The sequence below is a fragment of the Methanohalophilus sp. WG1-DM genome (assembly GCF_004104135.1).
Taxonomy (GTDB): Archaea; Halobacteriota; Methanosarcinia; order Methanosarcinales; family Methanosarcinaceae; genus Methanohalophilus; species Methanohalophilus euhalobius.
On record NZ_RRBA01000013.1, the window covers coordinates 1 to 16,391 of the forward strand.

Below are 16,391 nucleotides of genomic sequence, written 5' to 3' on the forward strand. Positions count from 1 at the left end.
CATTTTGAACATCATTACAACATCATTTTCAGGTCGACCACCTTTGTCTGTCCTGTTGATATACATAGATTCCAGTATGGGACGAAATGGTTTCCAGTCGATCAACTTGTCTATTATCATATAGTTTGTCACCACCAGCTATCAAACGGTCATATTCTGTGTTTCAGGGTGAAATTACTGAAAGTACTCATATAACTAAATTTATCTTGATAGAATATAAATATTGTTGTTTAGTTTGGGTGAGGGGAGGAGTTAATCAGAAATCTCTATAGGAATATTAATCAAAATTATACACTCATGGATATCGAATGATAGAAGACTTCCAAGGAAGTGATACAGGCAGTGTTTCCTTAAACTGTAGACTTATTATTTATGAGTTCATTAATGGCCATATCGGCATAATTAATATTTAATAATAACAGATAATTATAAATTCTATTTTTGAGAATGCAATAAATGTTATGCCTGACCACAAGAAAAATTAATGTGAATTGCTTTTGGAAGATTCAACCCCGAGAATACCTGCAATCTCCAATCCTTCACTACCAAGCTCAGAAAGACGGTTGAAAATTTCGCTGCGATCCACGTACTTTTCAGTGCGTGTTCCATCTTCTTGCTCAATCTTGATGGTAATTTCACCTTTCACATATCCCCTTTCACGACACTGGGTTATAATGTCTGAATACTGTTCTGCAACAGCCTTTAAGCAGTCAAATATCTCATTACTGTAAATGGCATTCTCATCACCGGCCATCAAATTGACAAGTTTGCGGGAAGCAATACTGGACCGGGCAAATCCCACAAGATTATTGACAAGTGAATCAATCTCTTCGAGGGTTATTGATTTAAAAAGCGCAGGGTCTGCAGTAATATCAGTATCATCAAAAATCACGGAATACTCATCGCCGTCTGAAATAATTCTCAGCGAATGGTCTGCCTTTTTATTGCTGAAAGAGGCGTCCACGTGCTCCTTGCCATCATACTCAAACGATTTCAGTAAATACTCGGACAGGTCTTCCATTTTGATCTTTTTTTCCTTGGATATTAATCCGGTTCTTGTCCACGTAGGGATAAAAAGGGTATCAATCAGATCTTTTACCGCAACAGAAGACCTGTTATAACCCAATTCAAAGAAAGATTGCATTGACCCAAAAGTTGAGACCTTCTTGCCGGTTAAATGGCCATTTTCAGCTTCCATGGAATAACTTTCATGAGAACCATAAATTCCGCCTTCAAAAAGAGGATTCAACATAGAAAGGACCTGACTGCCGATAGAATTCATGAATTTGTTATAGTCATTTCTTTCCTTTTCGATAGAGAGGTTTACCTGTTCCAAGCCTTCATGTACAGCTCTGTCACAGGCTTCCAGGACTGATTTTTTATATTCATCCAGATAGTGGCCGGCAAAATCAGAATCCAGGGATTTGACACATTCCACAGTTTTATCATTGGAACTATTCAGTTCCTCCAGTGCTTTTTCCAGAGAACCGATATTTTTGTAATAATTTTCATTTTTTTCAATCGCTTCCTTTTCTACAGGAAGAACTTTGGAACAGGCATCCACAAAGTTCTTTAAATCCTCAATGAAATCCCGCTGTACAGGCAGATCAGTAGAATCCTGAAATGTATATTTCATGTTTCCCCCGGTTTAATGCTAAATATCTGCCTGCAAACATTATATATGTTATCGTGGGGATTTACAGGAGAACTTCCCTGACAGGTGCAAGTAACAGGCTCATGTATTTTACAGCACCGTTTTTAAGGTCCATTGGGTGCAGGGTCCCGTCTTCAAAGATTTTTTCAAGTTCCTCGTAACCATTGCATGTAAGATTGCCTCCAAATTTCTCAGGCCTTTCAAACACGACCTCTTCATAACGGGGTAATATATGGTAGCGGAAGAGCTGTAACACAGGATTATCAACTATCTCACCAGCAGGACAGAAAGCTTTTTTCATCTTTTTCTTGATGGTTGCCTCATCATCATCCACAGAAATATAATTGCCTCTGGAAGATGCCATTTTATCACCGTCAAGTCCCAGCAGGATTGGAGTATGGAGACATATCGGTGCCTTGTAACCCATTCCAGGCAGTCCCTCACGGGCAAGCATGTGTATCTTACGCTGGTCGATACCACCTACAGCTACATCAACATCAAGCATAGCAATATCAATAGACTGCATTATCGGATAGACCATCTGGGAAACCCGCGGATCATCCATTGTTCTTCCTACCTCATCCATACTGCGGCGGGCCCTGTTCAGAGAAGTAGTACAGGTGAGTCTGAGTACATTGAGCATATATTCCTCACCCAGCTGGAAATCCGAACCATAAACAAAATTGGTTTTATCAGGGTCAAGCCCCAGTGCAAGAAAGCATCTCCTGTTATAATCAGCAATTTGTTTTACTTCTTCCATAGTACCTTTCTGATTCAGGAAAGCGTGCACATCTGCAAGGAGTACCGTTATATTGAAGCCGGCCTTCTGAAGGTCGATCAATTTGTTTACGGTAAGCACGTGACCCATATGTATCTTACCGCTTGGTTCGTAACCGGTGTAGGCAGAAGGCTCTGCTTTTGCTTCCATCAGTTCATCCAGTTCCTTCTCTGTAACAATTTCCTGAGCATTCCTTTTAACAAGATCTATTCTGTCCATGGAGTCACCGCATAAGATAATTTAACTGATAATAAGGTCAATAATTGTGCAATCTCTATTCAATCCAGAGATATATGTCTTTTGAGGAAATTATCTCCCTCTTCTGTACTGAAAAGAGGCAAATCCCAATCCTGGTAGATACGTGAACGTGTGGAACGTGTCTTTTCCTCCAGAAGAGGATTATACCCTTCTATTGGATATTTCACCCTGTATACAGCCACACCTCGCCTTTGCCATGCAGGTTTCTTTGCCAGATTTGTGCCTCTTTCAAACATCATCTCATGTATGTCCTGTGATTTTTTGCCATGCATGATCGAAGCTGCACTTTTTCTGTCAATACCTTCATCTATAAGAGTGTAATAACCATAAGAACTAACAAAATTGCGCCAGGCTTCCTGTTGTCGCCACTGCATATATTCGGTAAACTGGCCACTGCATACAGGAATCACGCGGCAGTCAAAGGCCACAGGTTCCTCAATTCCTGAAAAAAGGGTAAAAGAGCTGCTCAAAAAAGAAGGTACAACCGAATCAAGTTTCTCCACTCTTCTGTCAAAGGGCAGATCCGTGAATACAATGCTTGCCTCATCAGAAAAAGTGTACGCAAAAACCGGGTTCATGTTGCTTTTTTTGAAAAACAGCTCTATTGAATCGGCCATACAGGTGGCAAAGAAAAGGTCATAGGGTTTTTCAAACCCTTCTTTTTTCAGGGTATGCTGGAAGTTCCTGCCATCTACTCGAAGAATTACCGGAGACACACAACGCAAATCAGCATAGATCTCTCGCTCTTTCATGAGATGATCAGTCTTCTTCTTTCTCTTTATTCCTGAATTTGCTGACAACATCCCTGATAAGAACGATGTCCCCGCTTGTGATTACCCAGCGATAGGGAATTATGACACCCTTTGTAGGAACATCGAAAAAATCACGACTGATGTCAGAAAGAGCAAGACCACTTATTACCCCCTCCTCCACATTCATTACAAGGTCATCAACTTTACCCACATAAGTACCGAGGTTGGTATATACGTTTAACCCAAAGAGTGATGTAATATCTGCGCGCATGTTATCCCCTGTTATAGTTGTATATTGTATAAGAATTTACGTTGGTCATATATATAAATACATTTTCTTAAATGATATATATTCTGGCAAATTTAATTACATGAGCTGAATCCATCATATAAAATATTGGTGACATTAATGCTTACAAGTACTTATATTCATATCCCGGGCATCGGGAAAGAAACCGAGAGGAAGATATGGTCCGGTGGAATTACGACATGGAATGAATTCCTGCAGAATAAAAGCGCAATAAACCTCCCGGGTTCCAAAAAAGATAAAATTGCAATGGAAATTGAAAACTCCATCGAAAAACTTGAGATACGCGATATTCCTTATTTTGCAAAATCGATACCTACATCCGAACACTGGAGAGGATTCCGTAATTTTTCGGACTCTGTAGCCTACGTGGATATTGAAACCACAGGGCTTTCACCTGCATCCTCTGAAATAACTGTCATTGGAGTTTATAACGGTAAAGATGTGAAAAGTTTCGTGCGGGGCATAAATCTGGAAGAAATAGTGCAGGAGATGGAACAATACGATTTCCTGGTAACTTTTAATGGTGCGCGTTTTGACCTTCCTTTCATACAGCGAGAGTTCCCACAGATCACAATGGAACAAATGCATACCGATCTTATGTATCCTTTAAGGAGAATAGGGTTTAAAGGCGGACTCAAAAATATAGAACACATGCTGGGAATTAACCGCTCCGAAGAAACTGAAGGAATGGATGGTTTTGAAGCCGTGCACCTGTGGAAAGAATATGAAAAAGGGAATGAAAAAGCCCTTGACCTGCTTCTTGAGTACAACAGGCAAGATATAGTGAATCTGGAAACTATCCTGGAGATTACATATGACAGGTTTATTGAACATTGCTTTAAGGGGTGTACACCACAGAAATGAGTGAAAATATTGTGCCGGGACATCCGGACATATCGGATTTTCCCCACCTGCCCGGCGTATACCTGATGAAGGATGCAAATGATACCATAATCTACATCGGTAAAGCTAGGGACCTGAAGAAAAGGGTCAGCCAGTACTTTCAGACTGACAAAAACAAGAGCCAAAAAACAAAGGTTCTTGTCAGCAAGATCAGGGATATAGAATACATAGTTACATCCACAGAAGTTGAAGCCCTTATTCTGGAAGCCAACCTTATCAAAAAGAACAGGCCCAGGTACAATATCAGCCTTAAGGACGACAAACGTTATCCCTATGTGAAGGTAACCATCAATTCCAGATACCCGCGCATATACCTGGTCAGACGCAGGTTAATGGACGATGCTGTGTATTTTGGCCCATACACCAGTGTAAAGCCAGTGCGCACCACTCTTGACCTGATATCCCAGATCTTCAAAATCCGCAGGTGTCACGGCAATCCCACACAAAAGAAAAGGCCCTGCCTGAATTATCATATAAATCGCTGCATGGGACCCTGTACAGGAGATGTGGATGCAGAAGAATACAGGGATAATGTGAAGGCGGCAGTAAAGTACCTCCGGGGGGACACCGGTGACCTGCTGGGCAAACTCAAAAAGCAAATGCAGGAATACGCAGAAAAGCAGCGATATGAGGCAGCTTCGGTTATCCGGGACCAGATTGAGGGCTTAAAAGAACTTGCAAAACAGCAAAGGACAACTGCAGGAATCGATGACAGGGATGTAATCGGGTTACATGTGGATGAAAAGGATGTCTACGTGCAGCTCTTCTACGTGAGAAACGGCAGCATGGTGGGACGGGCGGATTTTGAACTGAACCGGGGGAAAAGTACGTCCTCTGAAATTATTGCCGAATTCATCAAACAATACTACCAGGATTCCCCTGTACCTCCCGAAATTGTTGTGCCAGAAATGCCACCGGAGGAAAAAGTAATCCTGAAATGGCTGTCTGAAAAGGCTGGCAGGAAAGTCACCCTGAACATTCCCCGGATAGGGGAAAAGAAAAAACTCCTTGATATGGCGATGAAAAATGCCACAATGGCCCGAGAAAGGGCAAACACGGAGAAGGCAAAAAAAGAGGGAACACTGAAAGGGCTCGAGGCTCTGCAGGAAAAACTGGGAATTGGCACCCTGCCGCGACACATAGAAGGTTTTGACATATCCAACATATCGGGAAGCGATCCGGTAGCTTCGATGGTGGTATTCAAAAACGGTACACCGTCAAAAGCGGATTACAGGCATTATAATATCAAAAGTGTTGAAGGAATTGATGATTTTGCCATGATGGCCGAAGCAGTTGGCAGGCGATATTCCCATAAAAAGGACAAACAAGCCATGCCAGACCTCATACTTATCGACGGGGGAGAGGGACAGGTCAATGCCGCAAACCGGGAATTGCAAAAACTACAGATGAATATACCTATAATCGGCCTTGCCAAGAAATTCGAGCACATAATCTTTCCTGAAAACCATCCACGTAAACTGCTGATTCTGCCAAAAAAATCGCCTGCACTAAAAATACTCATGCAGGTAAGGGACGAAGCACACAGGTTTGCAGTGGCTTCCCACAGGAAAAGAAGATCAGCGAGACTTTCCCATTCCGAGCTGGATGGGATTGAAGGTATCGGGGAGAAGAAAAAGAAAGAACTTCTGCAGCATTTCGGCTCTGTGGAAAAGATCAGACAGGCTGAGGAAAAAGAGGTCGCAGAAATTGAGGGAATCGGAAAGGAACTTGCAAGACGTATTGCCGAAAAGCTCAGGGAACAAAAATGAGCACGACAGTTATATAAAAAATACTGTCCTAATTAACTGCAAGGGTGATTAGATAATGAGTTACACCAAGATGCTTATTTCCGTTGACGGTTCCGGCTATTCGGAACAGGTGCTTGAAGCGGGGATGGAAATTGCAAAGAGTTTGGATAGTAGTATTTACGTAGTTTATGTGGTACATCCCGGTTCATCCCTTCTGTCAAATCCTGATTCCTGGAGTCCTTCTAGCCGGGTGCTGGAGGAGATGGGCAAAGACACATTCCGGAAGGCAATGGCTATTGCAAAAGAGAAGGGTTTGTCCTGCGAGACAAAAATGCTGGAAGGATATCCGTCAGATGAGATCATGGATTTTGCTGAACGAAAGAGTGTTGATATGATCGTCATTGGTTGCAAGGGCCAGCAGAGCACCAAAGAATTCCTGCTTGGCGGTGTTGCGGAGAAGGTGATACGCAATTCCAAAAAACCTGTATATGTAGTCCGTTGAAAATATTCTTAAATACTATGCCAGCGCGGTTAGTCCCAGGTGATGCAGATAACTTTGATAAGTAAAGAGCTCTCACAGACCAGATCAGACCTCTCTGCTGTAGAGGCATATCCTTTTGGAGAACTGGTTGATATAATCAAAGATGTGGGTTTTGAATGCAGCAGGTGTACACGCTGTTGCACCCGCGATTACAATGACCATGTTTTCCTGCTTGAGAATGATGTTGAGAGAATCGAGATGGTTGATTCTTCAAAAATTACACCTGCACCTTATTTTGATTACTGTGATAACAAGGGCAATTTCTATGTACAGGGGTATGCCCTGACCTACAAGGATGACGGGACCTGTGCTTTCCTGGGAGAAGATGACCTGTGTGCCATATACACACAGAGGCCCGCCATATGCAGCATATATCCGTATATGCTCAATCGCGAACCCAACAGCAGGGGCAAACTCCTGTGGAGATATGTAGCAGGCCTGAACGAACACGGTTACTACCACTGTGAAATGACTGAGAAGGACGCCATGCAGATAGCAAAAGATGTGTTAGAATATGAAACCGGATTCCTGCAGCACCGAATAGATTTCCTTACTACCCTGCTCTCCTATTTCAGGGAAAATAAACTCAAACCTTCCCAGAGACAATACGAAAGACAGATGAAAAAATACAATTCAGGAAAAGAAATTGTCGTTAACGTGTACCATTGCGGACAATTTCATACTCACCATCTTGCATATAAAAATTGAGCCCATTTTCCTGTCAATTTCCCATCCAGTGCCAGTTTACCCAGAAGTTTATTTACATCCGGTTCAATCGGTGCAGGAACTATATTTCCATAGGGAGTCGAAGGTAGTGGAGTCAGGTAATGAGCCCGCACCTTGCCACCTTTACTGATTATCCAGTTGATCATATCTAGGGTAATTCGCTGGTCCTCTTCGTTTTCACCGGGAAAACCGAATATGAAATCCACCATCGGCACTATATCTTTGTCCACACAGTGCTCAACGGCATTAAAGATATCTTCACTGCTATGTCCCCTGCGAATTTGCCTGAGTATCCTATCACTGCCTGATTGGCCACCCAGGCTTATGCTTTTGTTTGTGCAGTATTTATCTACCAGTTCCAGGGCATCCTCGGACACGAATTCAGGACGCACTTCCGAAGGAAATGTACCAAAGTAAATGTTCTTTCCCTCAAGTTCTGCAAGGGAGGCAAGTAATTTTTCCACCTTATCCGGCCTTGGATGAATTCCGTCACTCCCGTAGGCAAAAGCATTTGAAGAGGTGAATCTCAGGTCATTGTAGCAGCGTGCATAACGAACAATGGAGTCAATACTTCGATGACGCATTTTGTGACCTAAAAGTCTGGGAGTCTGGCAATATTTGCAATTCCAGGGACATCCCCGGCTGATTTCAATTGGCGATCGGGGCCCATCACAGTCAAAACAGGGATAATCATCAAGGTTTACCGGTTGCCGGGCAGCCGTATACACAATATTACCCTCTTTTTTGTAGGCGATGCCGGCTACTTTTGAAATATCTCCACCCATCTGCAGGGTATCCACAAGTTCTGGCAGGGTTTCTTCTCCCTCCCCTATCACCACATAATCAAAAAACCCAAGAGTTTCTTCCACTGATCCTGATGGATGCGGCCCTCCTGCTATATAGACAGAATCGGTGTTTGAAGAGGATACTTCCCTAAATATGTTTCTTTTTTGTGCGGTGGAAAAGCTGTACACCATTATGCCGTCAACCGGATGCCTGACAAAATCGGCATTTTCAAGCAAGGGATAAAGCGTCGCCAGACTGTATGAGTTCTTTCGATGCCATCGGAGATTTATATCCATTCAATTCACTTCCTTAAACAGTAACTACAGTAAAAGGAACCGGTGTGAAACACAACAGGCCCAACACGAAGGTAACTATTCCCAGTAACATCCTTTTCCCGTCAAGTTCATGGCTGTCTTCCATTGGTCGGGGATGGCCTGCGGTAGCAAAAAGAAACAGTAAAACCGCCCAGAAAAACCAGATTCCGGCATTCTGTCCCATTACAGTGCCTATATATATGGCTACCAATCCGAGTATAACCGGCATTGCTGAAGAAATGTATTTCGCTTTTTCACCAAGCATTGCACGCATGGCATGCCCTCCGTCCAGCTGGCCCGAAGGTAGCAGGTTGAGCAGGGTGACAAACATGCCCACCCAGCCGGCAAAAGCCACAGGGTGAATGGTTTGACCACTGGAACCCATTAGCCATTGCAGGAAGGCAAATAGGGGAGGCATCTGCAGGTCTATCATAAGGGTCCCGGGTGCCTGAGAGAACTCCAGCGGGGGTTGCATCAAACCTATGATCGTTACAATTACTGAGGCCACAAGCCCTACAAGGGGGCCTGAAACTGCCACATCAAACAGGGATTTCCTGTCCGGTATCATTCCTTTGTGTTTGATAACCGCCCCCATTGTTCCGATTATGGAGGGAAAGGGAATAAAATAGGGCAGGGAAGTTTGCATGCCATGCCTGCGAGCTGCGAGATAGTGCCCCATCTCATGTGAACCCAACACACCCATTATAGCGATAGTAAAAGGCAAACCTTCAAAAGCAGAGATCGGATCTGCAATTACATCTGCCCCAAACATGCTTGCACCGGCAAACATGGTTGTAAAAAAAGTGGCTATTGCCAGCACAGCGTTTATCCAGACTCTGTCTTTTCCTTGTTTGAAGGGAACCGCTGCAATTACCTCTTCCCCTAACTTAGATTCGATAGCAAGGTTGTAACCCCTGGAGGCAAACTGCACTGTGAGGGATTCCTGTATGATCTTGCGGCTAACCCGTGACATTCCATAGAAATAGACCGACCCGGCATGGTAGTTCACCTCATATACCCTGAAAAAAGGACTTACCTGAAGATACATCCAGTCAATAAGCTGTTTGACCTGAGGGTCTACTGAAGGTTTCCGTTTTAAACCCATCTTACTCCTTTGTTTCCAGCCAGCCTTCATTTCCGTCTACATTCACGTGCATACCATCCTTCAGCATCTCAAATGGATTACTTTCCAGACCATCAACCAGAGGAATTTCGGATATGATCGCTCCCACAGCTACTATCGGTTCACATTCCAGGTTTACCATTGCAACCGGAGCAACACCATTTTTGAAAAGCTGGTAAATTACATAGGAACCCACTGTTGAGCCTTTCCCATGTGGAAATACCAATACCTTGCCAGCTATATTTTTACCGAAAAGACAATGCTCCGGATCAACAATCTTACCTGTTTGCGGGTCTACGTTGCCCAGAAATGAGATTGGGTCTTCTGAAAGCAATACTTCACCATCAGCACTTCCTTTTGAGATACCCCTGCCTTTAATCCGAATGGGCTCCACCCCCTTTTTCCATGCATTTCTCAATATTGGCAATTGTTGCGGCCACCTTGCACATTCCAGGCAGGTAGGCATAGGCTTTTCCGGAATTTACTGCCATGTGAGAGAACTTATCGGTTGCAGGGGAGACCACCATGCATGTGTCACAGAGGACCTTTGCACCACTTCTCTCGATACTTTCTACTATCTTGGGATTGGATACAGCAACTTCCCTGGAAGTAAATATCCAGACATTGTTGTCCACAACCTTACCTTCAAGCTTTGCAGCAACATCTTCCAGTTCTTCCGGTGAACAGTGAGGACAACCCACAGCAGCGCTGTCACATTCTGTAATCCCATCACCTGATACTGTTTCATATACTTCATCTATCTGGCTTTTTTCAATCGTCAATTGTTCCGCGGGTGGCTCGAAATCTTTCCTGCAGGTTTCAGGAGTTACACCGTCCACATGATAGAGGGCTACTGCGCCGGATGCAGCCATTGCAGCACCCAGTGCTTTGAGCTGATCCCTGTGGGGTGTAGATCGCATCTTGAATAGAGGCACACGTTTACCTGCTGCTTTGCCTGCGATATATCCCAGGACTGCATAATCCGAAGCATCCAGTTCACAATCCACGGATATCATGAGTTCAGGTATCCTGTTCTCATCCAGATGATAGCCATAGTTTGCGGTTTTACCCACAAGAGCTGCACAGAGAGCAGAAGGGCCACCTTCACGATTGGTACGGGCCCCGATAACGGAATTAGCGTAGGATACAGCTGAGGATTCACTCCAGGCAAGATGATCACCGTAGGTTGCCGAGAAACTTTGCAGGTAATACGGCGTGCATGTACACTGGACCCCTATACCCAGATTCCTGTATGCTTCGATGATCTCCTGCTGCTTTTCGGCGAATTCGGCAGATATTCCCATCTCCTGCCATCTTTCAAGATCCATGCCGGCAGGGTTGAGGATGGAAGGCACCTGCACCTTGCCTTCAAGATCGGATATCCATTCCAGACCGGCATCACCCATCGTTTTATAGGAGACACCTGCAATCTGGGCACTTTTAATGGGAATCAGGCGGTCTGCCTCGTAGATATCACCCAGTGCGACCAGGATTTCCATAGCCTTTTGCAGGGTAGGGCCGCTTTCCCCTGCCATCATTCTTTCTTCTTCAGGTGTGAGATACATATAATAAACCTTCAAATATGATCAGTAAATGTTTTTTGGCATCGTTGCTCTTTCGAATTTCTCTTTTTCTGCCAGCACTTTTGTGGCATCAATACCCATTTTAGTAGTTGTACCGTCCAGAGCACCCCGCGGATCAAGAGAGCTTCCCCGGACCCCGGGAATTATCATAACATCTGAATCCGCCTTCACACGTGTTGCCATTGCGAATTCGATGTCGTTACTGTCAAATATATCTATATCCTCATCCACAACAATCACATGTTTGAGACTGGTATGGGCGGCAAACGCTGCCATTATGGCGTTTTTTGCATCCCCCTCTGTCTGCTTTTCAATCTGGACAATGGCATGAAGGTAGCAGCACCCTCCTTCGGTCAGAATTACATTCTTTACTTTTGTAACTTCTCCGACAGCCCCGTAAATACGGGGTTCATAAGGCACACCCATCATCAACAGGTGTTCGGGACCTGCAGGTAATATTCCGTGATATATGGGGTCTTTACGATGCCATATTTTGGTAACCGTTATGACAGGCTCCTGGCGCACAAGATCATAGGTACCCGTGATATCCACAAATGGACCTTCATCTGTCCTTTCTTCGGGATAGATGTAACCTTCCATGACGATTTCGGAATGTGGGGCCTTTACACCATTGTCACATTCAAAAAGTTCCACAGGATTGCCCATCAGGGAAGCCGCATAATTAAATTCCTTGCCTTCCCCGACCCGTGTGGAGGATGCAAAAGCAACCGCAGGATGAGGGCCCAATACTATGGAAACAGGCAATGGATCACCATTGTTCTCCGCCTCCTTTTGCAGAAGATATGTATGTCTTGGAGGCACGAGGCGTGCAGCCAGTTTGTTTCTTCCCACAACCATCAGGCGATGGATCGAGGCATTTGTCACACCATCATATTCAGAAACAACTATTCCTGCCGTAATATAGGGACCGCCGTCTTTCTCAAAATGAGTCATTATAGGAAGAGAATAAAGGTCCACTTCCTCCACACAAACTTCTTGTGTGGGAGAGGAATCCACAATCCTTATTTCACCATCAGGCTGTATCCTGGAAAGACTCTGGATAATGTCTTTTCTATTGACATTGAGCATTGCTCCCAGCTCATCCCTGCTTCCCAATACGTTCATGATCGCCCGGTAACCATTAATATTTTCGAAAAGGACCGGCCCGGCGGTCTTTTTTGCAATCATTGGTGCCTCGTACTCGGCATTCACTTTTTCTTTGATTACGGTAAGCCTGCCGGAAGTACGGATCCTGTCAATAAAATCTCTGAGGGTCATTGGTTATACTATAAAAAGGGATGATAAATACATATTGCCATTAAAAAGTTGTGAGCTCCCCTCAGATAATTGTGGGAAACAGGATAATGGAAAGGAGGTTGACAGGAGCCCACAGATATTCGGCAATTGAGAGAATGATACGACATTATAAATACCATATATTTTGCATCACGTGTGTAATCCAGATAGCTAACAATATCAGTACTCAAATCCCTCTGCTTCATTGATATTTTTGAGGACTTGTGCAATCAATAGCTGCACTTCCTCTGAATGGGATTCGGATAATTTCCCGCCTTCAATCTTGAGCAGTTCTCCTATATCATCTATCATGCTATGTATCATGGTTAGGATTTCTTCCTGGTCTATCAGACCTGCATAATATGCATAAAAAAAAGTTGTCCCACTGCGCCTGATTTTTTTCTTGAAGGCTGAATGAGCATTGGATACTTCCTGCCTGGAATACGGACTTTCTGCAAACGGCACAATATCCGGCAGGTTTTCACCTATCCAGGTCATTTCCGAATGGTTGGATACATTTTTGAAATCTGCACAGAGACGAGCAATCATCCATTCACGCGCGGTCAGATGAGTTGTAGATTTAAGGTACCTGTTGACTTCAGAGTATGTCTTGTTTTCCATTTTCTTGAATTTTTCATACCTATTCATGCTGATACCTTCTGTGTATTGCAACCACTATAATACTCATTGCTGTAATGTTTTAATAGTTTTTCCATAAGAAAATGGAACAAGGTAAAAATATCCCCCTCTGCACACAGGTATCCATGCATGAAATCAAAAAATTAGAGAAAACGTCTACAGGGAAGGCCTGTATCCCGTGAATTCAGGGAAATATTTCATCCAGTTTATTCCTTCCCGCAATGACATCATCCAGAGAAAAGACTTCAAGATTGAATATTCCATCAAATCCCGACAATTCTTCAAGTACGGTATAATCAATACAACCCGCACCCGGGCCAAGGTGTGCATCTCCGAAATAATCACCCGTGCACTTTCCGTGATTATCATGAACGTGTACATGGACAACATGTTCTGCAAAGAGTCGTGCAAAATGCCTGAGCAGACCATAATCTCCCCTACAGGTCAGGTTGGCATGACCAACATCAAAAGTGATACCAAGAGAGGGGGAATCAACTTCAAGCACTGCCCTTACAACTTCCTCTGCACCACAGCAGAGATTATCAGGAGCTGTATTTTCCTTATTTTCAAGTCCCAGTACCACACCTCTGTCGGAAGCAAAGGCTGCCAGTTCTTTCAGGTTTGCAATCATTTTGTTGAAAGATTTTTCATAATCTGGCCCCTGGATACCGGGATGGATGACAACAGCATGGGAACCAATCTCTGCAGCAAGATCAATGGACTCTTCCATGAGTCTGAAATCCTGTTTATCCATGGCTGCCGTATCAACCACAAGATCAGAAGGATAGGTTGGTACATCGGCAAAATAAGGAGCATGGATCGATGTCTCCAGATCACAGGTGGACAAATCATCAAGTATTGAAGAGAGCCGCTCCCTGTCCAGTGTATTCCCATTATATACACCAAGCTTGGGAATATAGAGTTCAACAGAATCAACATACTCATCGAGTTCGGGCAGCGGGGCTGCAAAGGAAGATGCACCAATCATATAGAATACTGTTCTGCAAGTGATAAATAGTCTTTTTGGTAAGGCAAAGAGGTACTGTTCAGTTAAAGCATCATTCCCATTGATACGGCGTATATGAATTTAGATTTTGATGATTTCTGATGTAATTATGGTAAGTGATAAACATATTGATCCAATTGTTGATATGCTGAACAAATCCCTCTTTATGTGGGAAATATAATCGATTTCAGGAGACAAATCCGAAAGGTTTATGAATTATATTAAATAATCCAAACCCACCTTAGATGAGTCTATGTTATAATTCATAACATACAGAACAAACCCCAAAAAGTTGTTCTACAACAATACATGGATTTATTATAATTAATTAAAAGGAGGATAAAATATATGGAACCACTCATAGGAATGGGTGTGTTGGCACTAATGGGTGCAGCGGCAACTATCGCCGGTGCATCGGAAGATCTGGAATCCGATGTCGGTTCACAGAGTAACCCGAACTCCCAGGTACAGCTGGCACCCCAGATGATGTATCCACACAGGATTTTCAACAAAGCCATTTCAGGTGAACCCCCCTCCAATGCCTTACTGGCAGCGGTCGGAGGTGCATCCGCATCGGTGCTTATGAGCGCCTACAGTATGTCAGTGGTCTTTGCCATCGCAGTTGGAGCTCTCATTGCAGCCGGTATACACGGCACTTACGCAACAACTGCATATTTGGGAAGGAGCGCAAGTCAGAAAAGATTCAGACAACCCATATATCTTGACATGGTCCGTTCACACGTACCTGTTATGATGGGATTTGCCTACATTACCACATTTTGTATCCTTGTTGTGTCATATCTCATGACATCTGTCCTGGCACATCCTTTCCCGCTTACCCTGCTTGCATTCATATGGGGTATCACAGTGGGAGCAATCGGATCTTCTACAGGGGATGTACACTATGGTGCAGAGCGTGAATTCCAGAATGTGGAATTCGGATCCGGGCTTAATGCCGCAAACTCCGGTAATATCGTGAGAAAAGCAGAGTGCGGACTGAGAAACGGTATCGATAATTCCTGGTTCTGCGCCAAATTCGGTGGACCTGTAACAGGACTGGCTTTTGGTATGACCGTATTCCTCAGTGGCTGGATTACTACAATATTTGACCCTTCAATGGGTGCCAATATTGGCTGGCTGGCAATTATCGCCGGACTGGCAATCATACTTATTTTGATCTTAGGAAACCGCAGACTGGAAGTTTTCGCACGTAACCAGTACGGTCCGTACAAAGAAGATGAAGAGGTGACTGCATGATAGATATTGCAGGAGTACTGGCAGCCAATTTCCTATACGTGATCCTCATCACACTTGGAGGAGTGCTCGTATCCGGAAGTGTCCACTTCGTACCTGTGGGTGGTGCCCCCGCGGCAATGGCCCAGGCTACCGGAATTGGAACAGGTACAGTACAGCTGGCTGCAGGTGCGGGTCTTACAGGACTTGTAACAGCAGGCGCAATGCTTAACCTGACAGACAGTATCGCCCTGATCCTTGCAGCCGGTATGGTCGGTGCAATGATTATGATCGGCGTAACTATGATAATCGGGAACCTTGTATACATTTACGGTGTCGGTGTCCCCCCGGCTTCAGCAAAGGTAGACTATGACCCAATCACAAAGGACAGGCAGGATATCTATGTATCACAGGGTACCGAAGGACACGGTCTTCCAACTGTATCATTTGTAAGTGGTATTATTGGAGGAGGTCTGGGTGGTATCGGCGGTGCGCTTGTCTATTATTCCCTGATGAGTATTGCAAACGGTATGGCCTCTGCAGACTTTATAGGCCTTGCAGCTATCTTTGCAGTGGGAATTTTCTTCGTCAACGCTGTGATTCCATCTTACAACATAGGCGGTACAATCGAAGGATTCCATGACCCTAAGTTTAAGAAGTGGCCAAAAGCAGTAGTAACATCTTTAATTGTCACATTTATGTGTGCAATTGTAAGTGTAATTACAATAGGAGGTCTGTAAA

Annotated in this window: 17 protein-coding genes and 1 pseudogene; 6 read left to right on the plus strand and 12 right to left on the minus strand. The window is 44.0% G+C overall.

Annotated elements, in window-relative coordinates:
* The 5 genes and pseudogenes from CI957_RS10920 to CI957_RS08415 all read right to left on the minus strand — a co-directional run.
* Window positions 1–145, minus strand: a pseudogene (locus CI957_RS10920) (IS5/IS1182 family transposase); the annotation flags it as partial.
* Between the two features lie 336 nt (window positions 146–481).
* Window positions 482–1,636: a hypothetical protein gene (locus CI957_RS08400; RefSeq protein WP_096712641.1), complete on the minus strand. Its 1,155-nt coding sequence runs from the start codon at window positions 1,634–1,636 to the stop codon at window positions 482–484.
* Between the two features lie 61 nt (window positions 1,637–1,697).
* Window positions 1,698–2,651 carry a tyrosine--tRNA ligase gene (locus CI957_RS08405; RefSeq protein WP_096712640.1) on the minus strand — a complete coding sequence of 318 codons (954 nt, stop codon included), beginning with the start codon at window positions 2,649–2,651 and terminating at the stop codon, window positions 1,698–1,700.
* A 59-nt stretch (window positions 2,652–2,710) separates the two neighbouring features.
* A complete protein-coding gene (locus tag CI957_RS08410) occupies window positions 2,711–3,442 on the minus strand; it encodes a tRNA(His) guanylyltransferase Thg1 family protein (RefSeq protein ID WP_096712639.1) in 732 nt (243 codons plus the stop codon).
* Between the two features lie 7 nt (window positions 3,443–3,449).
* Window positions 3,450–3,713, minus strand: a complete 264-nt coding sequence (locus CI957_RS08415; RefSeq protein WP_096712638.1) for a PRC-barrel domain-containing protein — start codon at window positions 3,711–3,713, stop codon at window positions 3,450–3,452.
* A gap of 138 nt (window positions 3,714–3,851) precedes the next feature.
* Here CI957_RS08415 and CI957_RS08420 point away from each other — a divergent pair, with 138 nt between their 5' ends.
* Genes CI957_RS08420 through CI957_RS08435 form a run of 4 tightly spaced genes read left to right on the plus strand, consistent with a single transcriptional unit; the run spans window position 3,852 to window position 7,652 of the window.
* The gene (locus tag CI957_RS08420; protein ID WP_096712637.1) at window positions 3,852–4,616 is read left to right on the plus strand and encodes a ribonuclease H-like domain-containing protein; all 765 of its coding nucleotides are present in this window, start codon (window positions 3,852–3,854) and stop codon (window positions 4,614–4,616) included.
* Window positions 4,613–6,424: an excinuclease ABC subunit UvrC gene (uvrC, locus tag CI957_RS08425; RefSeq protein ID WP_096712636.1), complete on the plus strand. Its 1,812-nt coding sequence runs from the start codon at window positions 4,613–4,615 to the stop codon at window positions 6,422–6,424. The genes CI957_RS08420 and uvrC overlap by 4 nt, the downstream gene beginning before the upstream one ends.
* Before the next feature lie 55 nt (window positions 6,425–6,479).
* A complete protein-coding gene (locus tag CI957_RS08430; RefSeq protein ID WP_096712635.1) occupies window positions 6,480–6,905 on the plus strand; it encodes a universal stress protein in 426 nt (141 codons plus the stop codon).
* 42 nt (window positions 6,906–6,947) lie between these two features.
* A complete protein-coding gene (locus CI957_RS08435) occupies window positions 6,948–7,652 on the plus strand; it encodes a YkgJ family cysteine cluster protein (RefSeq protein WP_096712634.1) in 705 nt (234 codons plus the stop codon).
* Here CI957_RS08435 and CI957_RS08440 read toward each other — a convergent pair.
* The 7 genes from CI957_RS08440 to CI957_RS08470 form a co-directional block, all read right to left on the minus strand.
* Entirely contained in the window at window positions 7,628–8,752 is a 1,125-nt protein-coding gene (locus CI957_RS08440) for a TIGR04013 family B12-binding domain/radical SAM domain-containing protein (RefSeq protein WP_096712633.1), read from the minus strand. The two genes, CI957_RS08435 and CI957_RS08440, sit on opposite strands and share 25 nt — an antisense overlap.
* A gap of 13 nt (window positions 8,753–8,765) precedes the next feature.
* The gene (locus tag CI957_RS08445) at window positions 8,766–9,875 is read right to left on the minus strand and encodes a site-2 protease family protein (protein ID WP_096712632.1); all 1,110 of its coding nucleotides are present in this window, start codon (window positions 9,873–9,875) and stop codon (window positions 8,766–8,768) included.
* Window position 9,876: 1 nt separating this feature from the next.
* A complete protein-coding gene (locus CI957_RS08450; RefSeq protein WP_096712631.1) occupies window positions 9,877–10,287 on the minus strand; it encodes a DUF126 domain-containing protein in 411 nt (136 codons plus the stop codon).
* Window positions 10,268–11,458 carry an aconitase X catalytic domain-containing protein gene (locus CI957_RS08455; protein WP_096712630.1) on the minus strand — a complete coding sequence of 397 codons (1,191 nt, stop codon included), beginning with the start codon at window positions 11,456–11,458 and terminating at the stop codon, window positions 10,268–10,270. The genes CI957_RS08450 and CI957_RS08455 overlap by 20 nt, the downstream gene beginning before the upstream one ends.
* Window positions 11,459–11,479: 21 nt before the next feature.
* Window positions 11,480–12,754 (minus strand): UbiD family decarboxylase, encoded by a 1,275-nt coding sequence (locus CI957_RS08460; RefSeq protein WP_096712629.1) that lies wholly within the window; start codon window positions 12,752–12,754, stop codon window positions 11,480–11,482.
* Between the two features lie 198 nt (window positions 12,755–12,952).
* Window positions 12,953–13,420, minus strand: a complete 468-nt coding sequence (locus tag CI957_RS08465) for a DUF5806 family protein (RefSeq protein ID WP_105460738.1) — start codon at window positions 13,418–13,420, stop codon at window positions 12,953–12,955.
* 175 nt (window positions 13,421–13,595) lie between these two features.
* Entirely contained in the window at window positions 13,596–14,399 is an 804-nt protein-coding gene (locus CI957_RS08470) for a sugar phosphate isomerase/epimerase family protein (protein WP_128754642.1), read from the minus strand.
* A gap of 366 nt (window positions 14,400–14,765) precedes the next feature.
* Between CI957_RS08470 and mtrE the strand changes: the two genes are divergently transcribed.
* Both mtrE and mtrD read left to right on the plus strand, forming a co-directional pair.
* On the plus strand, window positions 14,766–15,674 hold the full coding sequence (mtrE, locus tag CI957_RS08475) for a tetrahydromethanopterin S-methyltransferase subunit E (protein WP_096712626.1): 909 nt from the start codon (window positions 14,766–14,768) through the stop codon (window positions 15,672–15,674).
* Window positions 15,671–16,390, plus strand: a complete 720-nt coding sequence (mtrD, locus tag CI957_RS08480; RefSeq protein ID WP_096712625.1) for a tetrahydromethanopterin S-methyltransferase subunit D — start codon at window positions 15,671–15,673, stop codon at window positions 16,388–16,390. Before mtrE ends, mtrD begins: the two co-directional genes overlap by 4 nt.
* Window position 16,391 lies beyond the last annotated feature (1 nt).